Source organism: Hydrogenophaga sp. BPS33 (assembly GCF_009859475.1).
Taxonomy (GTDB): Bacteria; Pseudomonadota; Gammaproteobacteria; order Burkholderiales; family Burkholderiaceae_C; genus Hydrogenophaga.
On sequence record NZ_CP044549.1, the window covers coordinates 3,052,597 to 3,077,301 of the forward strand.

A 24,705-nucleotide genomic window follows, 5' to 3' on the forward strand; every position below is an offset into this window, starting at 1 on the left:
ACTGTAGACGGGTGGAGCAGGGTGTGGCGATCCAGAATTACCCGTACTTGAGGTTTAAAACATTCACAAATGAATTTCACGCCGGCAGAGCGGCCCGCATGGCCAGCGCCAGCCATTTGCGGCACCAGGCGTTGCCGAGCGCTGCGGCATCGGTGCCGTCGGAGGCATCGTGGCGGAAAACCTCGCCGACGCGCACCGCGCCCAGGTCGGCCAGGCGTTCATCGAAACACAGGCCGCCGTTGCAGAAGGTCTGGGCATATGCGCTGTCGCCCAAAGCCATCACGCCATAGCGCACGTGGCCCAGATAGCGCGGCTCGCTGCCCAGGGAGTCGTACAAGCGGCGGGCGTTCGCCGGCACGTCCCCCGAGCCGTGGGTGGATGTGCAGATGAGATATATTGCATCCGCCTCGAACGCTTGTATGTTCAGACCGTCCATGCGCCGCACCTCGATGCGATCGATCAGATCGGCGCAACCCATCTCGACAGCCTGAGCCACCGCTTCAGCATTGCCGGTGACAGTGCCAACCAGGATGAGGAGTTTGGTGGGTGGATTCATGATGAATGGCCTGCAATATATTTCATGAATCCAGGTTGCGATGACCGGGTAAACCCGGTTATTCGGCGCTGCCGTCGGTTTGCCGTGGTGGGCGCCGGCGCTCTGGAATTGGCCTGCCCGGAGGGACTCGAACCCCCGACCTGCTGCTTAGAAGGCAGCTGCTCTATCCAGTTGAGCTACGGGCAGACAGGGTGACCAGTTGACACGAAAAAGGCCCACACTGTGGGCCTTTTTGTTCTTGAAAAGAAATGGTCGGAGCGGCGGGATTCGAACTCGCGACCCTCTGCTCCCAAAGCAGATGCGCTACCAGGCTGCGCTACGCTCCGACTAAGCGGCGAATTGTACCTGCTCGGAACGCGGGTTTTGGGCGGGTCAGCGTTTTTCGTATTGCGTCTTGCCAAAAAGAATGTCGCGCGACTTGTCGTCGGTGAGGGGCTTGCGCGCGTCAGCCAGCACCGCCACGCCGCGCTGCACCGCCGGGCGCGCGGCGATGGCATCGAACCACACCTTCAAGCGCGGATAGTCCGCCCAGTCGATGCCCTGGTTCTGCCAGCTGCGCAGCCACGGGAAAATGGCGATGTCGGCGATGCTGTACTGGTTGCCTGCGATGAATTTCTGCCCGGCCAGCTGCCGGTCCATCACACCATAGAGCCGCTTGGCCTCGTTGGTGTAGCGATCGACGGCATACCCGATCTTCTCGGGCGCGTACATGCGGAAGTGGTGCGCCTGCCCCAGCATGGGACCCACGCCGCCCATCTGGAACATCAGCCATTCCATGACCTTGAACTTGGCGCGGTCGCTGCCGGGCAGGAACTTGCCGGTCTTGCTGGCGAGGTAGAGCAGGATGGCGCCCGATTCGAACAGGCTGATGGGCTTGCCATCGGGCCCGATCGGATCGACCAGGGCCGGGATCTTGTTGTTCGGACTGATCTTCAGAAACGCCGGCTCGAACTGGTCACCCTTGCCGATGTTGACCGCGTGCACCTGCCAGTCGCGGCCCAGGCGCAAGCCGCATTCCTCCAGCATGATGTGGACCTTGTGGCCGTTTGGCGTGGGCCAGGAGTAGACGTCGATCATGGGGCCAGCCTTTCGTTGAAGAGCGTGTGCACAAGCGCCGCACTCTACGGGAATTCAAATGGCCGTACCCACGCAGGGGCGCGCGATCAACTGCCGCGCGTGATGGGCATCTCGACGTCGTTCTTCACCAGCATGTGCTTGGCCAGCTCCAGCTTGGCGATGGCCACGCGGTGCACCTCGTCGGGGCCATCGGCAAAGCGCAGCGTGCGCTGCATCGCGTAGGCATAGGCCAACGGGAAATCGTCGCTCACGCCGCCACCGCCGTGCGCCTGGATGGCCATGTCGATGATGTCGCAGGCCATGTTGGGCGCGATCACCTTGATCATCGCGATCTCGGCCTTGGCCACCTTGTTGCCCACCGTGTCCATCATGTAGGCGGCCTTGAGCGTGAGCAGGCGCGCCATCTCGATGCGGCAGCGCGCGTCGGCAATGCGTTCGTGCCACACCGATTGCGCCGAGATCGGTTTGCCGAAGGCGACGCGGCTGTTGAGCCGCTTGCACATCAGCTCCAGCGCGCGCTCGGCGATGCCGATGGAGCGCATGCAGTGGTGGATGCGGCCCGGGCCCAGGCGGCCTTGCGCGATCTCGAAACCGCGGCCTTCGCCCAGCAGGATGTTGCCCACCGGCACGCGCACGTTCTTGAGCACCACTTCCATGTGGCCATGCGGGGCATCGTCGTAGCCGAACACCGAGAGCGCCCGCACCACGGTGATGCCCTGGCTGTTGGCGGGCACGATCACCATCGACTGCTGCGAGTGCCGCGGCGCGTCGGGGTTGGTCTTGCCCATGAGGATGTAGACCGCGCAGCGCGGGTCACCCGCGCCGGAGGACCACCATTTGCGGCCGTTGATCACGTAGTGGTCACCATCGCGCTCGATGGTGCACTGGATGTTGGTGGCGTCGCTGGAGGCCACGTCCGGCTCGGTCATCAGGAAGGTGGAGCGGATCTCGCCGCGCAGCAGCGGCTCCAGCCATTGGTCTTTGAGCTCTTCGCTGGCGTAGCGCTCGAAGGTTTCCATGTTGCCGGTGTCGGGCGCGGAGCAGTTGAACACCTCGGCGGCGAAGGGCACGCGCCCCATGATCTCGCACAGCGTGGCGTACTCCAGGTTGGACAGGCCCTGGGGCGCGCGCGGGCTGCGCGGCAGGAAGAGGTTCCACAGGCCGGCCTCGCGTGCCTTGGGTTTGAGCTCCTCGACGATGCGTGTGGGAATCCAGGCGTTGCCCTGGGCGCGGTTGGCTGCGATCTCTTCGAAGAAACGCGCTTCATTGGGGTAGATGTGTTCGTCCATGAACGCGAGCAATTGCTCGCGCATGGCCTTGACCTTGTCGGTGTAGTCGAAGTTCATGGGGGCTCCAGGAGGGATGCAGTTGGGACGGTCGGGGCGTTCAGCGGACGGCGCTGGCGAATTGCCAGGCCATCTCGGCCAGAGGGCGGGCGCCCGCGCCGGAGGCTTTGGCCTCGGCGCTGGAGGCGGTTCCTGCTTCGGCGCGCTTGGCGATGCCTTGCAGGATGGCGGCGAGGCGGAACAGGTTGTAGGCGAGGTAGAAGTTCCAGTCGGCCTTGAGCTGCTCGGGGCTGGCAAAGCCGGTGCGCTCGCAGTAGCGCGCGATGTACTCGGCTTCCGACGGAATGCCCAGGGCCGCGAGGTCCAGGCCCTGGATGCCCCGGAACATGCCGGGCGGGATGTGCCACGACATGCAGTGGTAGCTGAAATCGGCCAGCGGATGGCCCAGGGTGGAAAGCTCCCAGTCGAGCACGGCGAGCACGCGCGGCTCCTGCGGGTGGAACATCAGGTTGTCGAGCCGGTAGTCACCGTGCACCACCGAGACCATGGATTCGTCGCGCGCCATGGCCGGAATGTTCTGCGGCAGCCACGCCATGAGCCGGTCCATCTCGGGAATGGGCTGGGTGATCGAGGCCTGGTACTGTTTGCTCCAGCGGCCGATCTGGCGTTCGAAATAATTGCCGGGCTTGCCATAGTCGCCCAGGCCGACGGCCGTCGGCTGGACGGTGTGCAGCGCGGCGATGACGCGGTTCATCTCGTCGTAGATGCCGGCGCGCTGCGCGCTCGACATGCCGGGCAGCGACTGGTCCCACATCACGCGGCCGTCCACGCACTCCATCACGTAGAAGGCGCGCCCGATCACCGATTCGTCTTCGCACAGCAGGTGCATCTGCGCCACGGGCACGCCTTTGCCGTGCAGCGCCCCCATGACGCGAAACTCGCGCTCGATCGCGTGCGCCGAGGGCAGCAGCTGGGCCACCGGCCCGGGCTTGGCACGCATCACATAGGCGCGCGCGGGCGTGATGAGTTTGTAGGTCGGGTTGGACTGGCCGCCCTTGAACATCTCGACCGAGAGCGGTCCGGCGAAGCCCGGCAGGCGCGGTTGCAACCAGCGTTCGAGCGCCTCGACATCAAAGGCGTGACGGTCCGAGACGGCGCGGGTGCCTACGTAGTTCTGGGTATCGGTCATGCGGCAGGCTCCGTGTTCCGTGCGGGGAGTGCCTGCCGCCGCCGTGCCGCGACGTTCAGGCCTCGGTTTCTGCGATGCGCATCAACATCTCCCGGTTGCGCACCACCAGGCCGCCTTGTTCGATGCGGATCGCGTTCTCGCGCTCCATCGACTTGAGTTCCTGGTTCACGCGCTGGCGCGAAGCGCCGAGCAACTGCGCCAATTCTTCCTGCGCCAGTTGCAGGCCGATGCGCATCTCGCTGCCATCGGACAGGCACGGCACACCGTAGCTGCGCACCAGGTGCAGCAACTGCTTGGCCAGGCGCGCGCGCAAGGGCAGGGTGTTGAGGTCTTCGACCAGGCCGAACAGCGTGCGGATGCGCCGCGCCTGCAGGCGCATCAAGGCCTCGTACAGCTCGACGTGGTTGGACAGGATTTTCTGGAAGTCGCTGCGCGCCACACACAGCAGGGTGGTTGCGCCATGCGCATAGGCGTCGTGCGTGCGCTGGTCGCCATCGAACATCGCCACGTCGCCGAGCCACACGCCAGGCTCCACATAGGTGAGCGTGATCTGCTTGCCCGAGAGCGACGTGGAGCTCACGCGCACCGCGCCACGCGCCACGGCCGACCACTCGGTGGGTGGGTCGCCGCGCGCGACGATCAGGTCGCCGTCCTTGAACCGCTTGACGTGGGCGCATCGGAGAATGTCGTGACGCAGGGAAGGGGAGAGGGTGTTGAACCAGCGACCACCATTGATCGCCTCGCGTTCTTCCATTGTCAGAATCGGTTCGTCCATGGGCTGTCTTTTGCGTGACTGGGGATGGGCTTCATTGTCGCCACTGGGACGTGGCGTGCGGGTCAGAGTATGCGTGCAGCGGTACGCCGGTTCAGCGGTACTGGGCCGGCCGCTTCTCCAGGAACGCGCCGATGCCTTCGCCCGCGTTGGGATGGTGCAGGTTGCGCACGAAGTGCTCGCGCTCGGCATTCAGTTGCGTGTGCAGGGGCGCGGCGACGGCTTCGTTGGCCAGTTCCTTGACGCTGGCCAGCGCGTTGGGCGCGCGCGCATTCAGGCGCTCGCATACCGCCAAGGCCTCGGAGAGCGCGTTGCCGTCGTCGCATACCTGGGAGATCACGCCCAACTGCAGCAGGCGTTCGGCGCTGATGCGCTCGCCCGCGAGCAGCAGCTGCAGGGCGGTGGCGCGGGGCACGGCGCGCATCAGGCTCCAGGTAGCGCCACCGTCGGGCGAGAGGCCCACGCTGGTGTACGACATGGCGAACACGCTTTTCTGCGCCGCGACGATCAGGTCGCAGGCCAGCGCCAGCGAGAAGCCCGCGCCCGCGCAAGCCCCTTCGACCGCGGCTACCACCGGCTTGGGAAAGGTGTGGATGGCTTCGATCCAGTTGCCCAGGCCCTCGACGCTTTGCGACTGCACCTCGGGCGGGAGTTGCCGGTTGCCCAACAGGCGCTGCAGGTTGCCGCCAGCGCAGAAGTGCGCCCCCTCGCCGGTGATGACGACGCTGCGCACCTCGGCGCTGCGTTCGGCTGCGTTGAGCGCTTCCACGCCGGCGGCGTACATGTCGGGGCCCAGCGCGTTGCGGTGCTCGGGGTTGCTGATGGTCAGCACCATGGTCTGTCCATGGCTGTGGCTCTTGAGGCTGGCGGTCATGGTCAAGCCTCCTCGTGGGTCAGGCTCAGGCCCAGCGCGCCGCGTCGGCGCAGCCAGGGCGAAGGGCGGTAACGCGGATCGCCATAGACGGTCTGCAGGTTGAACAGGATCTCCAGCACGTTGGTGGGGCCGATGCGGTCGCCCATGGCCAGCGGGCCCAGTGGGTACCCCAGGCCGAGCGTGACCGCCACGTCCAGATCGGCTGGCGAGCACACGCCCTGCTGGCACATGTCGGCCGCGATGTTCACGATGGTGGCCACCACGCGCTGCGTGACGAAGCCGCCACTGTCGCGCACCACGCTCACGGCCTTTCCGTCGCTGGCGAAGAGGGCGTGGGCGGCATCGCGCATGTCGGGGCGCGTGGCCGGGTTGGTGGCGAGCACGCGGCGGCGCGTGGCGGCGTCTTCCAGCATCATGTCGATGCCCATGGTGCGCGTGGCGTCCAGGCGTTCGACAGCGGCCAGCGTGGTCACGTCCATGCCCAGCGGGGCCACGAGGATGAGCGCCGAGTCGGACGGCGCGGCGGCCGTTTCGATGCGCGCGCCCAGGTTCTTGAGCAACTGGTACAGCTCGGCGCGGCGCGCGGCCTTGGGCGAGACCCAGACCGGCGGCAGCTCGGCCACCGTGGGCACGGCGGGCTCGGCGGGCACCTGGGCCACACCCTTGTCGTAGACGTAGAAGCCTTCGCCGACCTTCTTGCCTACCACGCCACCGGCCATGCGCTGCGCGGTGATCACGCTCGGGCGGTAGCGCGGCTCCTCGAAGTACTGGTGGTAGATCGAGGTCATCACGGGGTGCGAGACGTCCAGTGCCGTCAGGTCGAACAGCTCGAACGGGCCGAGCTTGAAGCCCATCTGGTCCTTGAGGATGCGGTCGATGGTGGCGAAGTCCGCCACACGTTCGCCCACCACGCGCAGCGCCTCGGTGCCGTAGCCACGGCCGGCGTGGTTCACGATGAAGCCGGGGGTGTCCTGCGCGGCCACCGGCGTGTGGCCGTATTGGCGCGTGTAGTCGGTCAGGCGCTGGCACACCGCGGCGCTGGTCTTGAGGCCGGCGATGACTTCTACCACCTTCATGAGCGGCACCGGGTTGAAGAAGTGGTAACCCGCGAGCTGGGCCGGGCGTTGCAGGCCAGCAGCGATGGCGGTCACGGAGAGCGATGAGGTGTTGGTGGCCAGCACCGTGTCAGGGCCGACGATGCCTTCGAGTTCGGCGAAGAGCTTTTGCTTGACGTCCAACCGTTCGACCACCGCTTCGATCACCAGATCGCAGGTGGACAGATCGGTCAATGCAGAGGCCACATGGAGGCGGGAGAGACACGCTTCCATCTGGTGGGCTTCCATGCGGCCTTTACCCACCAGGGTTTTCCAGGTCGCTTCGAGCGCGGTGCGCGCGGTCTCGGCGGCACCGGCCTGCACGTCAAAAAGCCAGACTTCGCTGCCGGCCTGGGCCGCCATCTGGGCGATGCCGCGGCCCATGGCACCGGCGCCGACGATGGCAGCGCGGGGAAAAATGGGATTCATAAAGTGTGTTGAAGTTGGAAAGGACGGGAGGGGGAGCTATGACAGAATGCCCGGACGAAAAGGATGAGGACATTCAACGTGCGCCAGATCTGGACAGGCTGTATTTTGCTATTAACTGCATGGAGCAGTTCGGCGGTTACCCTCGGGAGACACAGCGGCGGCGCCATCCTTGGACAACCCTTGGACATCCGCGTTCAAGTTCTGCTGGCCCTCGGCGAAGACGTGGCCAACCAATGCCTCAGCGCCGACGTGCTGTATGGCGACGTGCAATTGCCCGGCAGCCTGGTGCGCCTCACCCCGCAGAAAGCGGTTGCCGACGCGCAGGCCTCGGTGCGGATCCAGTCGCCGCAGGCAATCAACGAGCCCATCGTCACGGTGTTCGTGCGGGCCGGTTGCAGCACGGCCTTCACCCGGCGTTTTGTGCTGCTGGCCGACCCGTTGACGGAGCCCGCACCCAGCGCCAGCGGCTCCTCGCCCGTGGTGGTGCCGGCCCTGCCGTCCGTGGAATCACCTTCTGCCGCTGCACCGACGCGGGGCGCTGGCGGCTCCGTGCGCTCGAACAACGCCTCTGCACCTGCCGTGCGCTCCGCGCCGCGCGAGCGCCAGGCCACGACAGCACCGGCCGCACCACGCGTGCCCAGCGTCGTGCGCCGCTCCTCGCCTCCTGTGCCGAAGGCGGCCACGCCGCGCCTGCAATTGGATCCGATCGATCTGAGCCTGACCGTCGAACGCGATCCCACGCTCAAGCTCTCGCCCCTCCTGTTGAGCGAGCCGGCCGCTTCGCCAGAGGCGCGGGCCGCGGCCGGGCAATTGTGGAAGGCGCTCAGTGCGTCGCCGGAACAGGCGCTGCAAGATGGCGGCAAGCTGGCCGCGCTGGAGGCCGAGGTCGCGCAACTGCGCAGCGCACAAACCCAGGCGCAGACACGTCTGGACGCACTCAACGCCGAGGTGGAGCAAGCGCGCGACCAGCGCTACCGCAACTGGCTGGTCTACCTGCTCGGCGGCCTCCTGTTGGTGGCCTTGTTGGCGCTGCTCATGCTCTCGCGCCGCCGCCCGGCGCGCGACGAGGGCTCGAACGCCTCGCTCGCGTGGTGGTCGCCGCACGAGGCGCAGAGGGCGGACAAGGCCGCTCCAGCCACGGTCGGGTCCGTCGCCGGCCCGCGCAAAGGCCCAGGGCCCGTGCCCGGCAAGGCTGCCGGGCACCGCCGGGATCTGGACCAAGACTCAGGCCCGGACAGCCTGTCTGGTCTGGACGACGACGGTCCCTCTGAGCCTGCGCGCACCGATGCGCCCGTGCCGGCGCAAGCCACGCGCGAACGGCGCGACTTTTCGCCCAGTGCCTTGGGTATCTCGCGCTCGGTTGCGGCGGAAGAGCTGTTCGACGTGCAACAGCAGGCCGACTTCTTCGTGTCGCTGGGCGAAGACGATCGCGCCATCCAGGTGCTGCGCAGCCACATCGCCGAGAGCCACGAGCCCAGCCCGCTGGCGTACCTGGACCTGTTCAAGCTGTACCACCGCCTGGACCGGCGCGAAGCCTATGACGCGCTGCGCGACGAGTTCAACCACGTCTTCAATGCCGGCGCGCCGCCCTTTCACCGCTACACGGCGCAGGGACAGGGCCTGGAGGCCTACGAGTCGGCCTTCAGCCGCATCCAGTCGCTGTGGCCGCAGCCGCGCGTGCTGGACTTGATCGAACGCTCCATCTTCCGCGATGCCAACGACGACCAGGTGGAGGTGTTCGACCTGGAGGCCTACCGCGAATTGCTGTTGTTGCACGCCATCGCCAAGGACCTGATCCAGCGCGATGGCGTGGCCCTGGCCGACCATGCCGACTTCAGCCACACCAACATGCGCCCGCTCAAGGCCGATGGCCGGCATGGCGATGATGCGCGCGAGGGGCGGCGCACGGAGCCCATGCCGCTGGACCGCATGCATCCGGTGTCGTCGCACCTGGGGCTGGACATCGACCTGGACGCGCTGGAGGCACTGCAGGCGTCCTCCGAGATCTCGGCTTTCGAGGCGTCCTTGCCCGAGGTGAATGTCCCTGTCAGACCCGCTACCGGGCACGAGCGTGGGGATCGCCCGCACGGCGATGGCCACCTGATGGACTTCGAGATCGTGGATTTCATGCCACCCGATGAAGACCCGGCAGTGGATCCGAACGGGCGCGACGGCGCGCGCAAGAACCGGTCTTAGGCACCAGCGGTCTGGGCGCTCGAACGGGGCGCTTCCTGACGTTCAGCGAGAGAATTCAGCGAGAGAAGCTGGCGCGTGCGCTGGCCGCGGCTTCCAGCACCAGGCTGCGGAACTCTGCCAGCGTGGGGTCGTTGACCGCCTGCGGATCGGACACCAGCAACACCGCGGTGCTGGGCAAGGCCGGCGCCACACGCAGCACGCGCAACAAGCCCACGCTCTCGTAGAAGCGCGCCACCGACTCGGGCAACAGGGACAGCAGATCGGTGGAGGTGACCAGCGCGGCACTGGTGTCCAGGCTGCGGGTTTCCACAAAGGGCTGGATGCGGGGCATGCCTTGCTCTTCGCAGAAGCGGTCCAGCACGCTGCGCGACGTGCTGCCCGCGGCGGTCAGAGCCCAGCGGTGTTGCAGCAAGGTGTGCAACGGCAACTGCCGGCGCCGCGCGAGGGGGTGCTGTGCCGAAGCGACCACCAGTGGCCGCTCTTCGTACAGGCGTTCGGCCACCAGTTGCCGGCCGATCGCCTCTTCGCCGCCGACGTGGCGCATGACGGCGAAATCCAGGCTTGCGCGCTGAACCGCTGCGTGCAGGGAAGCTGAGGCGTCCTCGACCAGTTGCAGTTTGTAGTGCGCGTGCTGGGACAGCCGGTTGACGATGTGGGGCATGAGCGTGCGCATGGAGCGGGGAATGCAGCCCAGGCGCACAACCACCGCTTCGGACCTGGCCGCCAGGTCCATGCGCTCGATGCTGCTGACCAGGAAGCGCGCCTGTGCCACCAATGCGTGGCCTTTTTCGGTCAACGCGCTGCCGGCGGCGGTGCGCTCGAACAACCGGGCGCCGAAACTGTGTTCGATGTCTGCAAGCACCTTGGAGACGGCGGGTTGGCTGATGCCCAACTGCTGGGCTGCCTTGTGGATCGAACCGCTGTCGGCGATCGTGACCAGGACTTCCATGTGGCGTCGTTGAAAGCGCATGGGGATATGTTTTGGTTATTGCTAGATGCGATAAATACATTATTTACGTTATCTGCAAGGGCCGATAGAGTGCGCTCAGCCATGCCGCTTCGGCAGGCGAGAACCGATGGAGAACGCCTTGTGAAGATCGTGAAAGTGGAATGTCTGCCGGTGCACCCGGGCTGGCGCAAGAACCTGGTGTTTGTGCGCGTCGAGACCAGCGACGGCGTCGTCGGCTGGGGCGAGGCCTACAGCCAGTACGACCGCGATGGTGCCATCGCGGCGCAGGTCGAGTCGCTCGGCCAGTACCTGGTGGGCCGCGAAGCCTGGAACATCCGGCATTTCCTGCAGATCGCGTACGACGACTACGCGCAGCGCCGCGCCTCGCTGGAATTCTGGTGCGCGGTCTCCGGACTGGAGCAGGCCTTGTGGGATATCGCCGGCAAAGTCGCCAACCAGCCGGTCTACAACCTGCTGGGCGGCACCTGCCGCCAGAAGATCCGCGTCTATGCCAACGGCTGGAGCTACAAGATGTCTTCGCCGGCCGACTTCGCGGCGGCCGCCGAGAAAGTGGTGCGCCAGGGCTTCGATGCGCTGAAGTTCGACCCCTTGCCGCGGCCCTGGCGCACCCACGTGCCGCGCGAGCACATCCGCCAAGCAGTGGCCGTGGTGAAAGCGGTGCGCGACGCGGTGGGGCCGAAGGTCGATCTGTTGCTCGATATCCATCGGCGGCTGTCGCCCACGGCGGCGATCGCCTTGTCCAGGGCCGTGCAGGAGTTCGACATCTACTGGTTCGAGGAGCCGTGCCCGAGCGAGAACCTGGAGGCGATCGGCGAAGTGCGGCGCGCGACCGAGATTCCGGTGGTCGCCGGCGAAGCGCTGTACGGGCGCGCCGATTTCCGCCGCTTGCTCGGCGCGCGGTGCGTGGACATCATCAACCCCGACGTGTCGAACTGCGGCGGCATTCTGGAGCTGAGCCACATCGCCGCGGCGGCAGAGGCCGAACTGGTCGCGGTATCGCCCCACAACTACAACTCCACCACGCTCTCGCTGTCGGCCACGGTGCACGCGGCTGCCTGCATGCCCAACTTCATCATCACCGAGTACTTCCTGCCCTACGAGTCGTTTGGCGGTGTCGTGTCGCGCAACCCGCTGGTGCCGAAGAACGGCTACATCGATCTGCCCACCGAGCCCGGACTCGGCCTGGAGATCCTGGAAGACGTGGTGCGTGCCCATCCGGGGAAGTCCTACACCCCGCGCACCTTCCGCGTCGCCGAGGACGCGGTGGTTGCGGGCGTCGAATAAGTCCGATTTCGATGGTTCCAACAAACCCAGGAGACAAACCATGACCTTTCTTCGCATCCTGATCGCCGGCCTGATCGCCCTGGCCGCAGCCGTGGCCCATGCGGCGACGTTCCCCAGCCAGCCCATCCGCATCATCTGCACCGCCGCGGCGGGCTCGCCGCTCGACGCCATGGCGCGGGCCGCGGGCAAGCAGTTGGGCGAGGTCTTGAAAGTGCCGGTGGTGGTGGAGAACCGCGTCGGTGGCACGGGGACGGTGGGCATGTCCTTGGCGGCCAATCTGCCGGCGGATGGCTATACCCTGGTCACTGCCACCGGGTCCACCTCGTTCCTGCTGGCCGACCCCGCGACGACCTTCAAGCCCTCGGACTTCCTGTTTTTCCGCGGCCTGCAGGCCGAACCCTCGAGCATGGCAGTAGCGGCGAACAGTCCGTACAAGACGCTCAAGGATCTGGTGAATGCGCTGAAGGCGGACCCCAGCAAGGTCACGATCGGCGGGTTTGCCGCGGCCGGCTTCCACCAGTACGTGCTGTACCGGCTGCAGCAGCAGGCCGGCTTCGAGTCGGTGTGGGTGCCGTTCAACGGCGGCAACCAGGCGGTACTGGCCGTGCTGGGTGGGCACGTGGACGCCGTGGGCATCACACCGAGTTCGGCTCTGGGCCAGATTCAGAAAGGCGAGATGCGGCTGCTGGGCATCAGCTCGTCCGCGCGGGACAAGAACTTTCCCGATGTACCGACCTACAAGGAGCAGGGCTATGACGTGGTGGAGGAAATCTGGCGCGGCCTGATGGTCAAGCGCGGCACGCCGCCCGAGGTGCTGGCGACCTTGAACGCGGCGCTGGACAAGGTGGAGGCCTCTGCCGAATGGCAGGGTTTCATGAAGGCAAACATGCAGGCACCCATGGGTTTGAGCAGCGCGCAAATGCAGCGCCACGTGGAAGCGGAAGTGGCTTCGCGGCGTGAGTTCCTCGGCCGCATCGGCAACGTGAAAAAATGAGCGTGACCGACATGCAGGCGGACACGGGTACCACCTCGCTGGTCGTCGCTTTGTTGGCGCCCATGCCCGAGCGCTTGTTGCAGGCCCTGGGTGACGCCGGTCATCGCATTGCCCAGCCAGGTGACGCCTGGTGGGCCGAGGCCAGTGTGGCGGTCACGCGAGGTTCGCTGCCCACGGGCGATGAGATATTGGCGACGCTGCCACGGCTGGCTTTGCTGTGTTGCTGGGGCAGCGGATTCGACGGCATCGATCTGCAGGCCATGGCGCACCGGGGCGTTGCGGTTGCCCGTTCGCCGGGCAGCAATTCGGCCAGCGTGGCCGACCTGGCCATGGGCTTTGTCATCGCCTTGTTGCGCGGCCTGCCGCAGGCCCAGGCGCATGTGCGTTCGGGCGCCTGGCAGAAGGCCGAGCTGCGTTTGCCGCCCGCGCGCGGACTCACGGGTTCGCGCCTGGGCATCTTCGGCGCCGGTGACGTCGGCCGCCGTGTGCTGGCGCGCGCACAAGCGTTTGAGATGGAGCTGGCTTGCTGCAGCCGTCGCGATCCGGGCCTGCCGGGAGTGCGCTACTTTGCGCAATTGCGGGAGCTGGCCCAGTGGTGCGACGTGCTGGTGCTGTCGGTGCGTGCGGATGCCTCGACGCGCCACGCCGTGGACGCGCAGGTGCTGCAGGCGCTGGGGCCACAAGGCTGTCTGGTGAACGTGGCGCGCGGTTCTGTCGTGGACGAGGCCGCGCTCTGTGTGGCCTTGGCGCAGCGCACGCTCGGCGGCTTCGCCAGCGACGTGTTCGAACACGAACCCGTGGTGCCGTCACCCATGCTGCGCTTTGCGAACGCGGTACTGACGCCGCACGTGGGCGGCGCCACGCAGCAAGCGCAACAAGCGCAGGTGGACGCCGTGATGCACAACCTGCAGAGCTTCCTCGCGACCGGACAGCCCGCGCACCCAGTGACAACGGCCTAGTCCGGTCACCCTTGCATCGCCCGTGGGCGTGGCTTCAGCGGCGGACCTGCAACGCCCCAGGGTTGACGATGTTCGTCGGCGTGCCCTTGATGTAGTTCACGACGTTGTCGAAAGCCGCCGAGAAATAGGTTTCATAACTGTCCTGCTCCACGTAACCGATGTGCGGCGTGCAAATGCAGTTCTCCAGACGCAGAAGTGCGTGGCCTTGCAGGATGGGTTCGGACTCGAAAACGTCGATCGCCGCCAGTCCGGGGCGGCCACGGTTCAACGCGGCGATCAAGGCGTCGGGCTGGATGAGCTCGGCGCGCGAGGTGTTGACGAGCAATGCCGTGGTCTTCATGCAGGCCAGGTCTTCGGATGTGACGCAACCCGCGCTGGACTCGCTCAGGCGCAGGTGAAGACTGATCACGTCGGCGGCTTCGAACAACGCGGTCTTGCTGGTGGCTACGTCATAGCCATCGGCCGCCGCGCGGGCGCGGCTTTCTTCGCGGCCCCAGATGATGACCCGCATGCCGAAGGCCCGGCCATAGCCCGCGACGATCTGGCCGATGCGCCCATAGCTCCAGACCCCCAGCGTCTTGCCCTTGAGCACCATGCCCACGCCGAAGTTGGGTGGCATGGCGGCGGCCTTCAGGCCAGCTTGCTGCCAGGCGCCGTGCTTCAGGTTGGACACGTATTGCGGAATGCGGCGCATCGAGGTCATGATCAGCGCCCAGGCGAGCTCTGCCGTGGACACTGGCGAGCCCACGCCCTCGGCCACGGCAATGCCGCGCTCGGTGCACGCGGCCACGTCCACGTGGCTGCCCACTCGGCCGGTCTGGGCGATGAGCTTGAGCCGGGGCAATTTCTCGATCAGCTGGCGCGTGATCACGGTGCGTTCGCGGATCAGCACGAGCACGTCGGCGTCGCGCAAACGAATGGACAACTGTCCGACACCTTTGACGGTGTTGGTGAAAACTTTGGCGGGAAAGGCTTCCAGCTTTTCGGCACAACGCAGCTTGCGCACAGCGTCCTGATAGTCATCAAGGATCACAATATTCATGGGGCCGTATTGTGCCTGCCCATGTTGTGGCTCCCTGGACGGGTCCAGGTAACAAAACGCGCCGAACCGCACCATGCCGCATGCGCGTATGCGGCGAGCTTGGCCCCTCGCTGCGTTACGCGACCCGTGCAGCGCGCCTGTTTTCCTGGTCCACCAGGCGATCAAGTTCGGCGCAGACGTCGTTGATCCGACCCGAAATGACCAGCCGCACGCCCGAGCGGTGGACAGGTGCAACGTCGGCTTGGCGCAGCACACGCACGCGGCTCAAGGAAGATGCGGGAACCGGCGCGGCAGCGCACGCCGGGTCGATCGAGGTGCCACCGGATACACGCCGTCCCAGCCAGCCCGCCTTGGCGAAGCGCTGCACCGCCCGCGTGACCAGCGGCTCGTTGGCAGCAGGCGTGCTTCGAATGGATGGCGTGGGCAGCCAGCAGTCGATCAACTGCAGAGGCGCGCGCCAGGTGTTGGTGGTGAAAAGCTTTCCCATGTGAAACTCCATCGTTGGGGTTGAACACAGGCAGGATTGCAAACAAAGGCGCCTTGGCAGGGATGTGTCCATCAACGCGGAATGCCATCCAGCAATCCGCAGGACAAAACGCCCGCCACCTGCCAAGGCGACTCTGGCCGAAGCCGGTCAGAGCTGGAAACTGTTGCGGATCAGGCCCACGGCAAGGCCTTCGATTTCGAACGGCTCTCCCGGCTCGACCACGATGGTTTTGTAGTCCGGGTTCTCGGCATGCAGCTCGATCAGGTGCTGGCGCCGCATGAAGCGTTTGACGGTGACGTCATCCCCCAGGCGGGCGACCACGATCTGGCCGTTTTTCGCCTCCTTGGTGGATTGCACGGCGAGCAGGTCGCCATCCATGATGCCGATGTCGCGCATGGACATGCCGCGCACCTTGAGCAGGTAATCGGGCGTGCGCTGGAACAGGCTGCGTTCCACCTGGTAGGTCTGGTCCACATGCTCCTGCGCCAGGATGGGCGAGCCGGCGGCGACACGGCCAATGAGGGGCAGCACCAGCTGGCCCAGGCTGGGGATCGGCAGTGTAAGCTGGCGCCCGCGCGAGTCGTTGATGGATTGCAGGTCTTCGCTGCGCAGGCGAATGCCGCGCGACGTGCCGCTGACCAGCTCGATGACCCCCTTGCGCGCCAGCGCCTGCAAATGCTCTTCGGCCGCGTTGGCCGACTTGAAACCGAGCTCGCTGGCGATTTCGGCCCGGGTGGGCGGCGCGCCGGTGCGGGCGATGGCACTCTGGATCAATTCCAGAATCTGCTGTTGCCGTGCGGTGAGCTTCGGTGCGGTATGGGGCATGTCAAACATGGAGACCTCGTTGAAAACGTGGGTGCCAAGGGGTGGATTGCCTTGTGGATCAGCCGGTGCGCCGCTGAGCGGGTGGTACCTGTTTGCTTATCCAGTGGCTGTATTTTTAACCAGTTTCAAAGGATTGGCAAGTGTTGGATGAAAACCGGGGCCAGCGGCTCGTGATACTGGGCACCGGCGGCACGATCGCTGGCCGGGCGGCCCAGTCGGGCGACAACGTGGGCTATGTGGCGGGGCAGGTGTCGGTGGCTGACTTGGTCGCGGCGGTGCCGGCGCTGGCGCACCTGCCGTTGGTGGTGGAGCAGGTGGCCCAGATCGATAGCAAGGACATGGGCTTGCCGGTCTGGCAGGCCTTGGCACGCTCGCTCGCGGCCCATCTGGACGATCCTGCCGTGTCGTCCGTGCTGGTGACGCACGGCACCGACACGCTGGAGGAAACCGCGTTCGTGCTGCAGCAGGTGCTGCAGCCCAGAAAACCCGTGGTGCTGACCTGCGCCATGCGCCCGGCCTCGGCCTTGTCGCCAGACGGTCCGCAGAATCTCAGCGACGCCGTGGCCGTGGCGCGGCAGGCCACGGGCGGCTGCGTGGTCGTGGTCTGCGCGGGGCAGGTGCACGCGGCGCGTGACGTGGCCAAGGTGCACACCTACCAGCTCAACGCGTTCGATTCCGGTGATGCCGGTCCATTGGCGCGTGTGGAAGAGGGCGGAGTGCGCCGCTTTCGGGCTTGGAGCGCCGGGGATTCGCGCGACGCTGCACCCGCCCAGGCTTCGCCCGATCTTCTCGAGCGCTTCCTGGCGGCCGAGGCGCTGCCGCGCGTCGAGCTCGTCACCAGCCACGCCGATGCGGATGGCAATCTGGTGCGCGCCTTGGCGGCGCAACCCGCGCCGGCGCGCCCACTGAAGGGCATCGTGGTCGCGGCCACCGGCAATGGCACGGTGCACCGATCGCTGGTCGAGGCGCTGAACGAAGCCAAGGCCAGCGGCGTGCGCGTGGTGCTCGCCAGCCGCTGTGCAAGGGGGCGGGTGGTGCCGCACGCGGGTCTGGCGTTCGAGCATTCGCACGGCCTCTCGCCGGTCAAGGCGCGACTGGCGCTGGCACTCGAGTTGCTGATGGGCTGAGCGCATGTTCGCCGCGCTCGGCGCCCATCCGTGGGCCTATCCGATGCTGGAGGTGGTCCACCTGCTGGGCGTGGCGTTGCTGCTGGGCAATCTCACGCTGCTGGAGCTGCGCGTGTTCGGTTGGGGCAGGGCATTGCCGATCGAACCGCTGGCCCGTTTGAGCCTGGGCATCGTCGCGCTGGGATTCGTGCTGGCCGCGGCCTCGGGTCTTTTGATGTTTGCGACGCAGGCTGGGGAACTGCTGGCCAATCGCGTGTTCACAGCCAAGATGGTGTTGATCATGCTGGCGGGTGGCAACGCCGGCTGGTTCCATGCCCGCCGCTCCCTGCAGCGGCAGGACCGCATGGCGCGTGTCCTGATGCTGCTGTCGACGGTGCTGTGGCTGCTGGTATTGACCTGCGGCCGTTGGATTGGCTACGTGTGAAGGAGATGGTCATGCAGCGACGAGATCTGATGCAGGCGGGCGCGGCGTTCGGATGGGGCGGCTGGAGCGCGCTCGCGCAGGCCCACCACGGCTGGAGCAGCTTCGACCAGGACCGCCCGCTCTACCTGGAGGGCCGGGCGGCCAGCGTACGCTGGCGCAACCCGCATGCGGAGCTGGTGCTGGACGTGCCCGAGTCGCTGCGCCTGCCGCCCGATCTGGCGCAGCGCAGCCTGCCGGCGCAGACGGCATCCATCGACGGTCCCGCGCTGCTCGCCAGGACCGTGCTGCCCACCCGGCGCGACCGCCGTTGGGAAATCGAGTTGGCGCCGCTGTTTCGCCTGGGCCAGTGGCAGGTGCCCGAGATCAAGAACGGCATGCCGCTGTCCGTGGTGGGATTCGCGTTCAAGGACGAGAAGGGCGAGGCGATCCTGCGCGCCGAGTACCTGTTTCTGGACGGCAAGACTTACGGCCTGCGCTCCAGTCCGGCCTGAGTGCGCGGATGCAAAAAACCCGGCGCGTGGCCGGGTTCTGGATGGGGTGTTGAGCGCGCCTTATTTCGACAACGCTTCAAAGACGCGCGCCGTGATGTCTTCCACCGAGCCGGTGCCGCTGATGGCGCGGTACTTCGGCGCGTCGGCGCCGTTGCCACGGGCCCAGCTGCTGTAGTAGTCCACCAACGGGCGGGTCTGCGCGCTGTAGACCTCCAGGCGCTTCTTCACGGTCTCTTCCTTGTCGTCTTCGCGCTGGATCAGCGGCTCGCCGGTCACGTCGTCCTGGCCGGCGACCTTGGGCGGGTTGAACTTGACGTGGTAGGTGCGGCCCGAGGCGGGGTGCGAACGGCGCCCGCTCATGCGCTCGATGATGGCGTCGAACGGCACATCGATTTCCAGCACGTAGTCCAGCTTCACACCCGCGGCCTTCATCGCGTCGGCTTGCGGGATCGTGCGGGGAAAACCATCGAACAGGAAACCGTTGGCGCAGTCGGCCTGCGCAATGCGTTCCTTGACCAGATTGATGATGAGGTCGTCGCTGACCAAACCACCCGACTCCATCACCGACTTGGCTTGCAGGCCCAGTGGGGTGCCGGCCTTCACAGCGGCGCGCAGCATGTCGCCGGTGGAGATTTGCGGGATGCCGTATTTTTGGCAAATGAACGTGGCTTGCGTTCCTTTGCCCGCACCCGGGGCGCCCAACAGAATCAGTCTCATCGTCTTCCTTCTCTCAGAGTTTCAAAGCGTCGCCGCGTGTCTCGCGCGGTCCCGGGCATGGCTGCCGGGGTATCCATTCGAGGATAGCATGGGCACCCCACGGCCAAACTGACAGCGAAAGACGGGGTTTAGCGGGCCGCTCAACGGCTGGCTTGCAGCAGTTCGCGCACGCGTTGCAGGTCTTGCGGTGTGTCGACGCCGGGTCCTGGAGCGTGCTCGGTCAGGTGCACCGCGATGCGCTGCCCGTGCCACAACACGCGCAACTGTTCCAGCGACTCCGTGCGTTCCAGCGGTGCTGGCTCCAGCACGGGGAATTGCCGCAGGAAACCCGCGCGGTAACCGTAGATGCCGATGTGGCGCAGCGGCGCGGGCGAGGGCAGGACCGCGCTGGCCGGGCCCGCTTGCAGCGCCGCCATGCCGTCGCGCCACCAGGCAATGGGAGCGCGGCTGAAATACAGCGCGGTGCCCGCGCGGTCGAGCACCACCTTGACGACGTTGGGATTGAGAAAATCGTCCGCGCTGGCAATGGCGTGGGCGGCGGTGCTCATGACGCAGTCGTGGCGGGACTGCAGTTCCGCGGCCACGGCGTCGATCAGCCGGGGTTCGATCAGCGGCTCGTCGCCTTGCACGTTCACCACCACGGCGTCGTCGGGCAGTTCGAGTTGCGCGCAGGCCTCGGCCAGGCGGTCGCTGCCCGAGGGATGGTCTGTGCGCGTGAGAAGGGCTTGAACGCCGTGCGCCTGGCAGGCTTGGACGATGCGCGCGTCGTCGGCCGCCACCACACACCGGTTCGCGCCACTTTGCAGCGCGCGCTGCGCCACGCGCACCACCATGGGCACGCCGGCGATGTCGGCCAGCGGCTTGTCGGGCAGCCGGGTCGATGCCAGCCGCGCGGGGATCAGGACCGTGAAACCCTGGGCAGCGTTCATGCCAGCGGCGCAGGCGCCGAGGGGCGGGCTGCTTCCTCATCGCTGAGGGTGCGGGCTTCGTGTTCGAGGAGGATCGGAATGCCGTCGCGCACCGGGTAGGCCAGGCGCGCGCTGCGGGAGAGCAACTCCTGCTTGTCGCGATCGAAGATCAGAGGGCCTTTGGTGACCGGGCAGACCAGCAGTTCGAGCAGTTTGGTGTCCATCGCGCGATGATAGTCGCGCCGCGCCTCAACGCCCGGCCTCAACGCCCGGCTGTGACGGCCGCCAGGCGGGCCTCGACTGCGGCGAAGAACGCGGGGTCGGGTGCCAGCTCCAAAGGCACCGCCCAGGCCTGCCGTGTGCCGTCGGCAGGCAATAGCGGAAAGAGCTTCACTGCGTCTTTTTCGGTGCAGACCACCACGTCCGCGGGATGGCGCAGCAGCTCGGCGTAGGCGGTCGCGTCAGCATGATCGGGCAGGGGAATTTCCTGCTCGGGCACGAGGCCGCTTTCGCGCAGCATGCTGAAGAACACCTCGGGCCTGGCAATGCCGGCGGTGGCCGTGAGGGCCTGCCCGCGCAGTTGCGCCAATGGCACGCGCTGGCCTTGCGGCCCGAGCGCGTGTGTGGCCAAACGCCGCAGCGCGTCGAACACCGGCAGGCCGTGCGCATCCACGGGCTGGCCTGGTTGGCCCTCGCGGCTTTGCCGCAGCACCAGATCGGGCCTGAAGGGCGAGCCGGGCGCAGGCGGCCAGGGTTCTCGCAGCAAACCGGCGGGCAGCAGCCAGCCGTTGCCCACGCCCCGGTCGTCGAACACCACGATGGCGAGATCGCGGCCGAGCGCAAGGTGCTGCAAGCCGTCGTCGCAGACCAGCACGTTCACCTGTGGATGTGCCGCGAGCAGGGCACGCGCCGCGTCCACTCGGCGCGCGGCCACGCACACCGGCACGCCGGTGCGCTGATGGATCAGCAGCGGCTCGTCGCCCACATCGGCGGCCGAGGCGTTGGCGTGTACCGGCGTCGCATCGGCTCCCTGGCGGCCGTGCCCACGCGACACCACGCCGGGCCGCCAGCCGCGCGACACCAGGTGGTTGACCAGAGCGATGGTGCAAGGCGTCTTGCCGGCGCCACCGAGCACCACGTTGCCGACCACGATGACGGGCACCTCCAGGCGGTGCACGCGCAGCACGCCCATGGCGTACAGGCGCCGGCGCAGGGCGATGAGGCTTCGGTACAGGAGGGAGACGGGCCAGAGCAGGCGCATGGGCCCGCCGCGTTGCTGCGCGGCCCGCAGCCAGCGCGTCTGGCGCCGGGTGTCCGCCTTGCCCTGGCTCATGGCACGCGGCCGGGGCGCACGGCCTGCGTCAGGATCTGCCCCGGGCGCCGCCCGACTGCTGGGTGGCGAACGTGATCTGGATCAGGCCCGCGCGCCGCGCGGCGTCCATCACGTTGATGACCGATTGGTGGGTGGCGGCGGCATCGGCGCTGATGATCACCACGGTTTCGCGGTTGTTCTGCGAGGCCGCCGACAACACCCGCGTGAGGGCTTCGACGCTTGTGCTCTCGACCACCTGGCGATTGATCGAGTAGCGGCCATCGCTGCCCACCGCCACCACGATTTCCTTGGGGTTCTGCTTGGGCGCCTGGGCATCGGCCGTGGGCAGGTTCACCTGGAGCTCGGTGAACTTGCTGTAGGTGGTGGTGAGCATCAGGAAGATCAGCACCACCAGCAGGATGTCGATGAACGGGATCAGGTTGATCTCGGGTTCATCGCGCTCGCCGCGCCGGAAGTTCATACCGTGGGCTTCCGCAGCGAGAGCAGGTGGCGCGCGAAGCGCTCGGACGCCAGCTCCATGCCCAGCAGGTAGCTGTCAACCCGTGCGCGGAAATAGCGCCAGAAGATCAGCGCCGGGATGGCGATGATCAGGCCGAAGGCGGTGTTGTAGAGGGCAATGGAAATGCCGTGGGCCAGTTGCTCCGGGTTGCCCATGCCGGGCACCGCTCCCGAGCCCTGCGCGGCCTGCGAGCCGAAGATCTCGATCATGCCGATCACCGTGCCCAGCAGGCCCAGCAGCGGGGCGGCCGAGGCGATGGTGGCCAGCGCGCCCAGGTACTTCTGCAGCTTGGCCGCAGCCTCGCGGCCCGCACCCTCCAGGCTGGCGCGCAGATCGTCTTCGCTGGCACGGGGATTGATGTTGAAGGTGCGAAAGCCGGTGGCCAGCACCGTGCCGAGCACCGAGTTCTGTTCCAGTTGCCTGACCACGTCGGGGCCGGGGATGCCATTGCGCGAGACCATGATGGCTTCGTCGAGCAATTTGGGGGGGGCGATCTTGCGCGTCTTGAGGCTGACGAAGCGTTCGATGATCAGCGCCATGCCCAGCACAGAGCAGATGATCAGGGGCCAGATCGGCCAGCCGGCCGCTTGTATGATGGAAAACAAATCAGGGCTCCAGACAATTGCAGGCGACGGCCATGGGTTTCAGTGGCCTTGAATGGTCGCAGGATTATGTCTCAGGCCATGGCCGCCCCTCTGCGAATCGCGGCCGTTCGGCCATTGCGCTTCGGTCCCACACCCGCATCGGCTTGCCCCCCCGCCCATGCACAGATCTTGTGGATAACTTTGTGAAAAACCCCTTCGCATTTCCGTCAAACGCAGCGCTGCCCTGGCTTGGCGACGCATTGATCACAAAACAGGCAGTGCAAAACGCTTTGGAATCAAGGCTCTTTGCGCGATCGCGCGCCACGCTTGCCGCATTCGCGGCCAGGCCCAGCTTTCATGCGCCCTGTGGACATATTCGCTCCGGAGACGCTTGTGTCTGAGCCATTCCCGATGGGCGATCCAGCATCGGCGCGCCGCGTGTGGGCGGTTGGTCCGCTGATGCGAGCCGTGGCCGACACGCTCGCGGCGCGCTTCAATCCGGTGGCAGTGCGCGGCGAGCTTTCGGGCTTCTCGCGCGCGGCCAGCGGGCATTGTTATTTCTCGTTGAAGGACGACACCGGCCAGGTGCGCTGCGCGTTGTTTCGCCGCTCTGCCGAGCAGCTCACGTTCGCGCCGCGCGATGGCCAACTGGTGGAGGCACGCGGCAAGCTCGACGTCTACGGCCCACGCGGTGACCTGCAACTCATCGTCGAGACTTTGCAGCCCGCCGGGCAGGGCGCCTTGTTCGAGCAGTTCCTCAAGCTCAAGGCGCAGCTCGAAGCCGAAGGCCTGTTCGATGCCGATCGCAAGCGTGCGCTGCCGGTCCAGCCGCGCAGCATCGGCGTGGTGACCTCGCTCGGGGCGGCCGCCTTGCGCGACGTGGTCACCGCGCTCAGGCGGCGCGTGCCGCACATTCCGGTGGTGGTCTACCCGGCGGCGGTGCAGGGCGGGCAGGCGCCATCGGAGTTGTGCGCGGCCTTGCAGACCGCCTATCGCCGGCACGCCGAGACCGGCGAGAGCGAGGTGCTGCTGCTGGTGCGTGGCGGTGGTTCGCTGGAAGACCTGTGGTCGTTCAACGACCCGAACCTGGTTCGCACCGTCGCGCAAGCGCCCATGCCCGTGGTCTGCGGCGTGGGGCACGAGACCGACTTCACCCTGGCCGACTTCGTGGCCGATCTGCGCGCGCCCACGCCCACCGCGGCGGCCGAGCTGTGCGCGCCGGCGCGCGAGCAGCGACTGGGCGAACTGGTCTACCTGCGCGAGCGGTTGGCCGATGGCGTGCGCAGCGATCTCGACCAGCGCGGCCAGCGTCTGGACCGCGTGGCCCAGCGCATGGGACGGCCCTCGGGCCGTGTGCACGAAAGCCAGCAGCAGCTCGCCGGCTTGCAGCACCGCCTGCAAGGCGGGCTGGTCCTGGCGGCGCAGCAGCATCGCCACCGCTGGCAAGTGCTGGCACGCGCCTTGCCACCGTCGCTGCAGCGCGCGATGGATGGGCAGCGGCAACGCCTGCAGCGCGCGCAAGCCGCGTTGGGCCTGCTCGACCCGCAACTCGTGCTGGAACGCGGCTACGCCTTCCTCACCGACGAACACGGGCAGGCCGTGACCAGCACCACGCAGACCCAACCCGGCCAGGCCTTGCAGGCCACGCTGGCCGATGGCCGCATCGGTCTGCACGTGGACAGGGCGGCCGAGTAACCCTGTTCGGCGAGCCCTCGATGACCGTGCCTACAATGCACGGTCCAACGGCCGGGCGGCCCCGCAGGCCCCGACCGACATGCGCAGCTTCACAACACCAACGCAAGAGGAACCCCATGGAACATACCCTGCCCAAACTGCCTTACGACCTCGACGCCCTGGCGCCGCACTACAGCCGTGAAACGCTGGAGTTCCACCATGGCAAGCACCACAACGCCTACGTGGTCAACCTCAACAACCTGCAAAAGGGCACCGAGTTCGAGAGCATGGACCTCGAGTCCATCGTGAAGAAGTCCAGCGGTGGCATCTACAACAACGCCGCGCAGATCTGGAACCACACCTTCTTCTGGAACTGCATGAAGCCCAACGGCGGTGGCGAACCTTCGGGCGCGCTGGCCGCGGCCATCACCGCCAAGTTCGGCAGCTACGCTGCGTTCAAGGAAGCCTTCGTGAAGTCCGCAGTGGGCAACTTCGGTTCGGGCTGGACCTGGCTGGTGAAGAAGGCCGACGGCTCGGTGGACATCGTCAACATGGGCGCCGCCGGCACGCCGCTGACCACTGGCGACAAGGCCCTGCTGACGGTGGACGTTTGGGAGCACGCCTACTACATCGATTACCGCAACCTGCGTCCCAAGTTCGTCGAGACCTTCCTCGACAAGCTGGTGAACTGGTCGTTCGCCGAAGCCAACTTCGCTTGAGGCGTCCGCGCTGAACGCTAGGGCTCGAAGGGCAACCTTCGAGCCCTTTTTGCTTACTGGCAGTCGAAACTGCAGCATTTTTTTTGATCGTGTTTTTGCATCGTGAGACCTGGCTTGCAAAAACGGGGTCTTGGCGCCAACGCGCATCGCAAAATCACGGGTTGGTCCGATGATCCGGTCACCGAGAGACACGTG

General features: G+C 66.7%; 26 protein-coding genes and 2 tRNA genes. 9 read left to right on the plus strand and 19 right to left on the minus strand.

What is annotated here, in order from left to right; genetic code table 11:
• Window positions 1-76: 76 nt before the first annotated feature.
• From F9K07_RS14075 to F9K07_RS14115, 9 genes are all read right to left on the minus strand, one after another.
• The gene (locus F9K07_RS14075) at window positions 77-556 is read right to left on the minus strand and encodes a flavodoxin domain-containing protein (RefSeq protein ID WP_159594034.1); all 480 of its coding nucleotides are present in this window, start codon (window positions 554-556) and stop codon (window positions 77-79) included.
• A gap of 109 nt (window positions 557-665) precedes the next feature.
• A tRNA-Arg gene (locus tag F9K07_RS14080) sits at window positions 666-742 on the minus strand.
• Between the two features lie 63 nt (window positions 743-805).
• Window positions 806-882, minus strand: a tRNA-Pro gene (locus tag F9K07_RS14085).
• A 46-nt stretch (window positions 883-928) separates the two neighbouring features.
• Window positions 929-1,633, minus strand: coding sequence for a glutathione binding-like protein (locus F9K07_RS14090; RefSeq protein ID WP_159594035.1), 705 nt, complete (start codon window positions 1,631-1,633; stop codon window positions 929-931).
• A gap of 86 nt (window positions 1,634-1,719) precedes the next feature.
• The gene (locus tag F9K07_RS14095; RefSeq protein ID WP_159594036.1) at window positions 1,720-2,979 is read right to left on the minus strand and encodes an acyl-CoA dehydrogenase family protein; all 1,260 of its coding nucleotides are present in this window, start codon (window positions 2,977-2,979) and stop codon (window positions 1,720-1,722) included.
• A gap of 40 nt (window positions 2,980-3,019) precedes the next feature.
• Complete coding sequence (locus F9K07_RS14100) at window positions 3,020-4,108, minus strand: phosphotransferase family protein (RefSeq protein ID WP_159594037.1); 1,089 nt, start codon at window positions 4,106-4,108, stop codon at window positions 3,020-3,022.
• A gap of 55 nt (window positions 4,109-4,163) precedes the next feature.
• On the minus strand, window positions 4,164-4,883 hold the full coding sequence (locus F9K07_RS14105; protein ID WP_159594038.1) for a Crp/Fnr family transcriptional regulator: 720 nt from the start codon (window positions 4,881-4,883) through the stop codon (window positions 4,164-4,166).
• Between the two features lie 91 nt (window positions 4,884-4,974).
• Window positions 4,975-5,754 carry an oxepin-CoA hydrolase, alternative type gene (locus F9K07_RS14110; RefSeq protein WP_159594039.1) on the minus strand — a complete coding sequence of 260 codons (780 nt, stop codon included), beginning with the start codon at window positions 5,752-5,754 and terminating at the stop codon, window positions 4,975-4,977.
• A gap of 2 nt (window positions 5,755-5,756) precedes the next feature.
• Window positions 5,757-7,277, minus strand: a complete 1,521-nt coding sequence (locus F9K07_RS14115; protein ID WP_159594040.1) for a 3-hydroxyacyl-CoA dehydrogenase — start codon at window positions 7,275-7,277, stop codon at window positions 5,757-5,759.
• A 180-nt stretch (window positions 7,278-7,457) separates the two neighbouring features.
• Here F9K07_RS14115 and F9K07_RS14120 point away from each other — a divergent pair, with 180 nt between their 5' ends.
• Window positions 7,458-9,473, plus strand: coding sequence for a hypothetical protein (locus tag F9K07_RS14120; RefSeq protein WP_159594041.1), 2,016 nt, complete (start codon window positions 7,458-7,460; stop codon window positions 9,471-9,473).
• Between the two features lie 55 nt (window positions 9,474-9,528).
• Here F9K07_RS14120 and F9K07_RS14125 read toward each other — a convergent pair whose 3' ends face one another.
• Window positions 9,529-10,443, minus strand: a complete 915-nt coding sequence (locus F9K07_RS14125) for a LysR family transcriptional regulator (RefSeq protein ID WP_159594042.1) — start codon at window positions 10,441-10,443, stop codon at window positions 9,529-9,531.
• A gap of 120 nt (window positions 10,444-10,563) precedes the next feature.
• Here F9K07_RS14125 and F9K07_RS14130 point away from each other — a divergent pair, with 120 nt between their 5' ends.
• From F9K07_RS14130 to F9K07_RS14140, 3 genes are read left to right on the plus strand one after another with little or no spacing between them, the layout of a single operon-like run.
• Window positions 10,564-11,727, plus strand: coding sequence for a mandelate racemase/muconate lactonizing enzyme family protein (locus F9K07_RS14130; protein ID WP_159594043.1), 1,164 nt, complete (start codon window positions 10,564-10,566; stop codon window positions 11,725-11,727).
• A 40-nt stretch (window positions 11,728-11,767) separates the two neighbouring features.
• Complete coding sequence (locus F9K07_RS14135; RefSeq protein ID WP_159594044.1) at window positions 11,768-12,721, plus strand: tripartite tricarboxylate transporter substrate binding protein; 954 nt, start codon at window positions 11,768-11,770, stop codon at window positions 12,719-12,721.
• Window positions 12,718-13,680, plus strand: a complete 963-nt coding sequence (locus F9K07_RS14140) for an NAD(P)-dependent oxidoreductase (protein WP_159594045.1) — start codon at window positions 12,718-12,720, stop codon at window positions 13,678-13,680. The genes F9K07_RS14135 and F9K07_RS14140 overlap by 4 nt, the downstream gene beginning before the upstream one ends.
• Before the next feature lie 34 nt (window positions 13,681-13,714).
• Here the strand turns inward: F9K07_RS14140 and F9K07_RS14145 are convergent, their stop codons facing one another.
• From F9K07_RS14145 to lexA, 3 genes are all read right to left on the minus strand, one after another.
• Window positions 13,715-14,722, minus strand: a complete 1,008-nt coding sequence (locus F9K07_RS14145) for a D-2-hydroxyacid dehydrogenase family protein (protein WP_159594046.1) — start codon at window positions 14,720-14,722, stop codon at window positions 13,715-13,717.
• 115 nt (window positions 14,723-14,837) lie between these two features.
• A complete protein-coding gene (locus F9K07_RS14150; protein ID WP_159594047.1) occupies window positions 14,838-15,209 on the minus strand; it encodes a hypothetical protein in 372 nt (123 codons plus the stop codon).
• 147 nt (window positions 15,210-15,356) lie between these two features.
• Complete coding sequence (lexA, locus tag F9K07_RS14155; protein WP_159596932.1) at window positions 15,357-16,034, minus strand: transcriptional repressor LexA; 678 nt, start codon at window positions 16,032-16,034, stop codon at window positions 15,357-15,359.
• Window positions 16,035-16,174: 140 nt separating this feature from the next.
• Between lexA and F9K07_RS14160 the strand changes: the two genes are divergently transcribed.
• From F9K07_RS14160 to F9K07_RS14170, 3 genes are read left to right on the plus strand one after another with little or no spacing between them, the layout of a single operon-like run.
• A complete protein-coding gene (locus tag F9K07_RS14160) occupies window positions 16,175-17,161 on the plus strand; it encodes an asparaginase (RefSeq protein ID WP_236581961.1) in 987 nt (328 codons plus the stop codon).
• Between the two features lie 4 nt (window positions 17,162-17,165).
• Complete coding sequence (locus F9K07_RS14165; RefSeq protein ID WP_159594048.1) at window positions 17,166-17,585, plus strand: hypothetical protein; 420 nt, start codon at window positions 17,166-17,168, stop codon at window positions 17,583-17,585.
• 11 nt (window positions 17,586-17,596) lie between these two features.
• A complete protein-coding gene (locus F9K07_RS14170) occupies window positions 17,597-18,076 on the plus strand; it encodes a DUF6152 family protein (protein ID WP_236581962.1) in 480 nt (159 codons plus the stop codon).
• A 60-nt stretch (window positions 18,077-18,136) separates the two neighbouring features.
• Here F9K07_RS14170 and adk read toward each other — a convergent pair whose 3' ends face one another.
• From adk to F9K07_RS14200, 6 genes are all read right to left on the minus strand, one after another.
• Window positions 18,137-18,793: an adenylate kinase gene (gene adk, locus F9K07_RS14175; RefSeq protein WP_159594049.1), complete on the minus strand. Its 657-nt coding sequence runs from the start codon at window positions 18,791-18,793 to the stop codon at window positions 18,137-18,139.
• 140 nt (window positions 18,794-18,933) lie between these two features.
• Window positions 18,934-19,722, minus strand: a complete 789-nt coding sequence (gene kdsB, locus F9K07_RS14180; protein WP_159594050.1) for a 3-deoxy-manno-octulosonate cytidylyltransferase — start codon at window positions 19,720-19,722, stop codon at window positions 18,934-18,936.
• Entirely contained in the window at window positions 19,719-19,925 is a 207-nt protein-coding gene (locus tag F9K07_RS14185; RefSeq protein ID WP_159594051.1) for a Trm112 family protein, read from the minus strand. Before F9K07_RS14185 ends, kdsB begins: the two co-directional genes overlap by 4 nt.
• 38 nt (window positions 19,926-19,963) lie before the next feature.
• Window positions 19,964-21,034 (minus strand): tetraacyldisaccharide 4'-kinase, encoded by a 1,071-nt coding sequence (gene lpxK / locus F9K07_RS14190; RefSeq protein ID WP_159594052.1) that lies wholly within the window; start codon window positions 21,032-21,034, stop codon window positions 19,964-19,966.
• A 28-nt stretch (window positions 21,035-21,062) separates the two neighbouring features.
• Window positions 21,063-21,494, minus strand: coding sequence for an ExbD/TolR family protein (locus tag F9K07_RS14195; RefSeq protein ID WP_159594053.1), 432 nt, complete (start codon window positions 21,492-21,494; stop codon window positions 21,063-21,065).
• A complete protein-coding gene (locus tag F9K07_RS14200; protein WP_159594054.1) occupies window positions 21,491-22,138 on the minus strand; it encodes a MotA/TolQ/ExbB proton channel family protein in 648 nt (215 codons plus the stop codon). The genes F9K07_RS14195 and F9K07_RS14200 overlap by 4 nt, the downstream gene beginning before the upstream one ends.
• Before the next feature lie 390 nt (window positions 22,139-22,528).
• Here F9K07_RS14200 and xseA point away from each other — a divergent pair, with 390 nt between their 5' ends.
• Entirely contained in the window at window positions 22,529-23,812 is a 1,284-nt protein-coding gene (gene xseA / locus F9K07_RS14205; protein WP_159596935.1) for an exodeoxyribonuclease VII large subunit, read from the plus strand.
• A 116-nt stretch (window positions 23,813-23,928) separates the two neighbouring features.
• Complete coding sequence (locus tag F9K07_RS14210) at window positions 23,929-24,510, plus strand: superoxide dismutase (protein ID WP_159594055.1); 582 nt, start codon at window positions 23,929-23,931, stop codon at window positions 24,508-24,510.
• Window positions 24,511-24,705 lie beyond the last annotated feature (195 nt).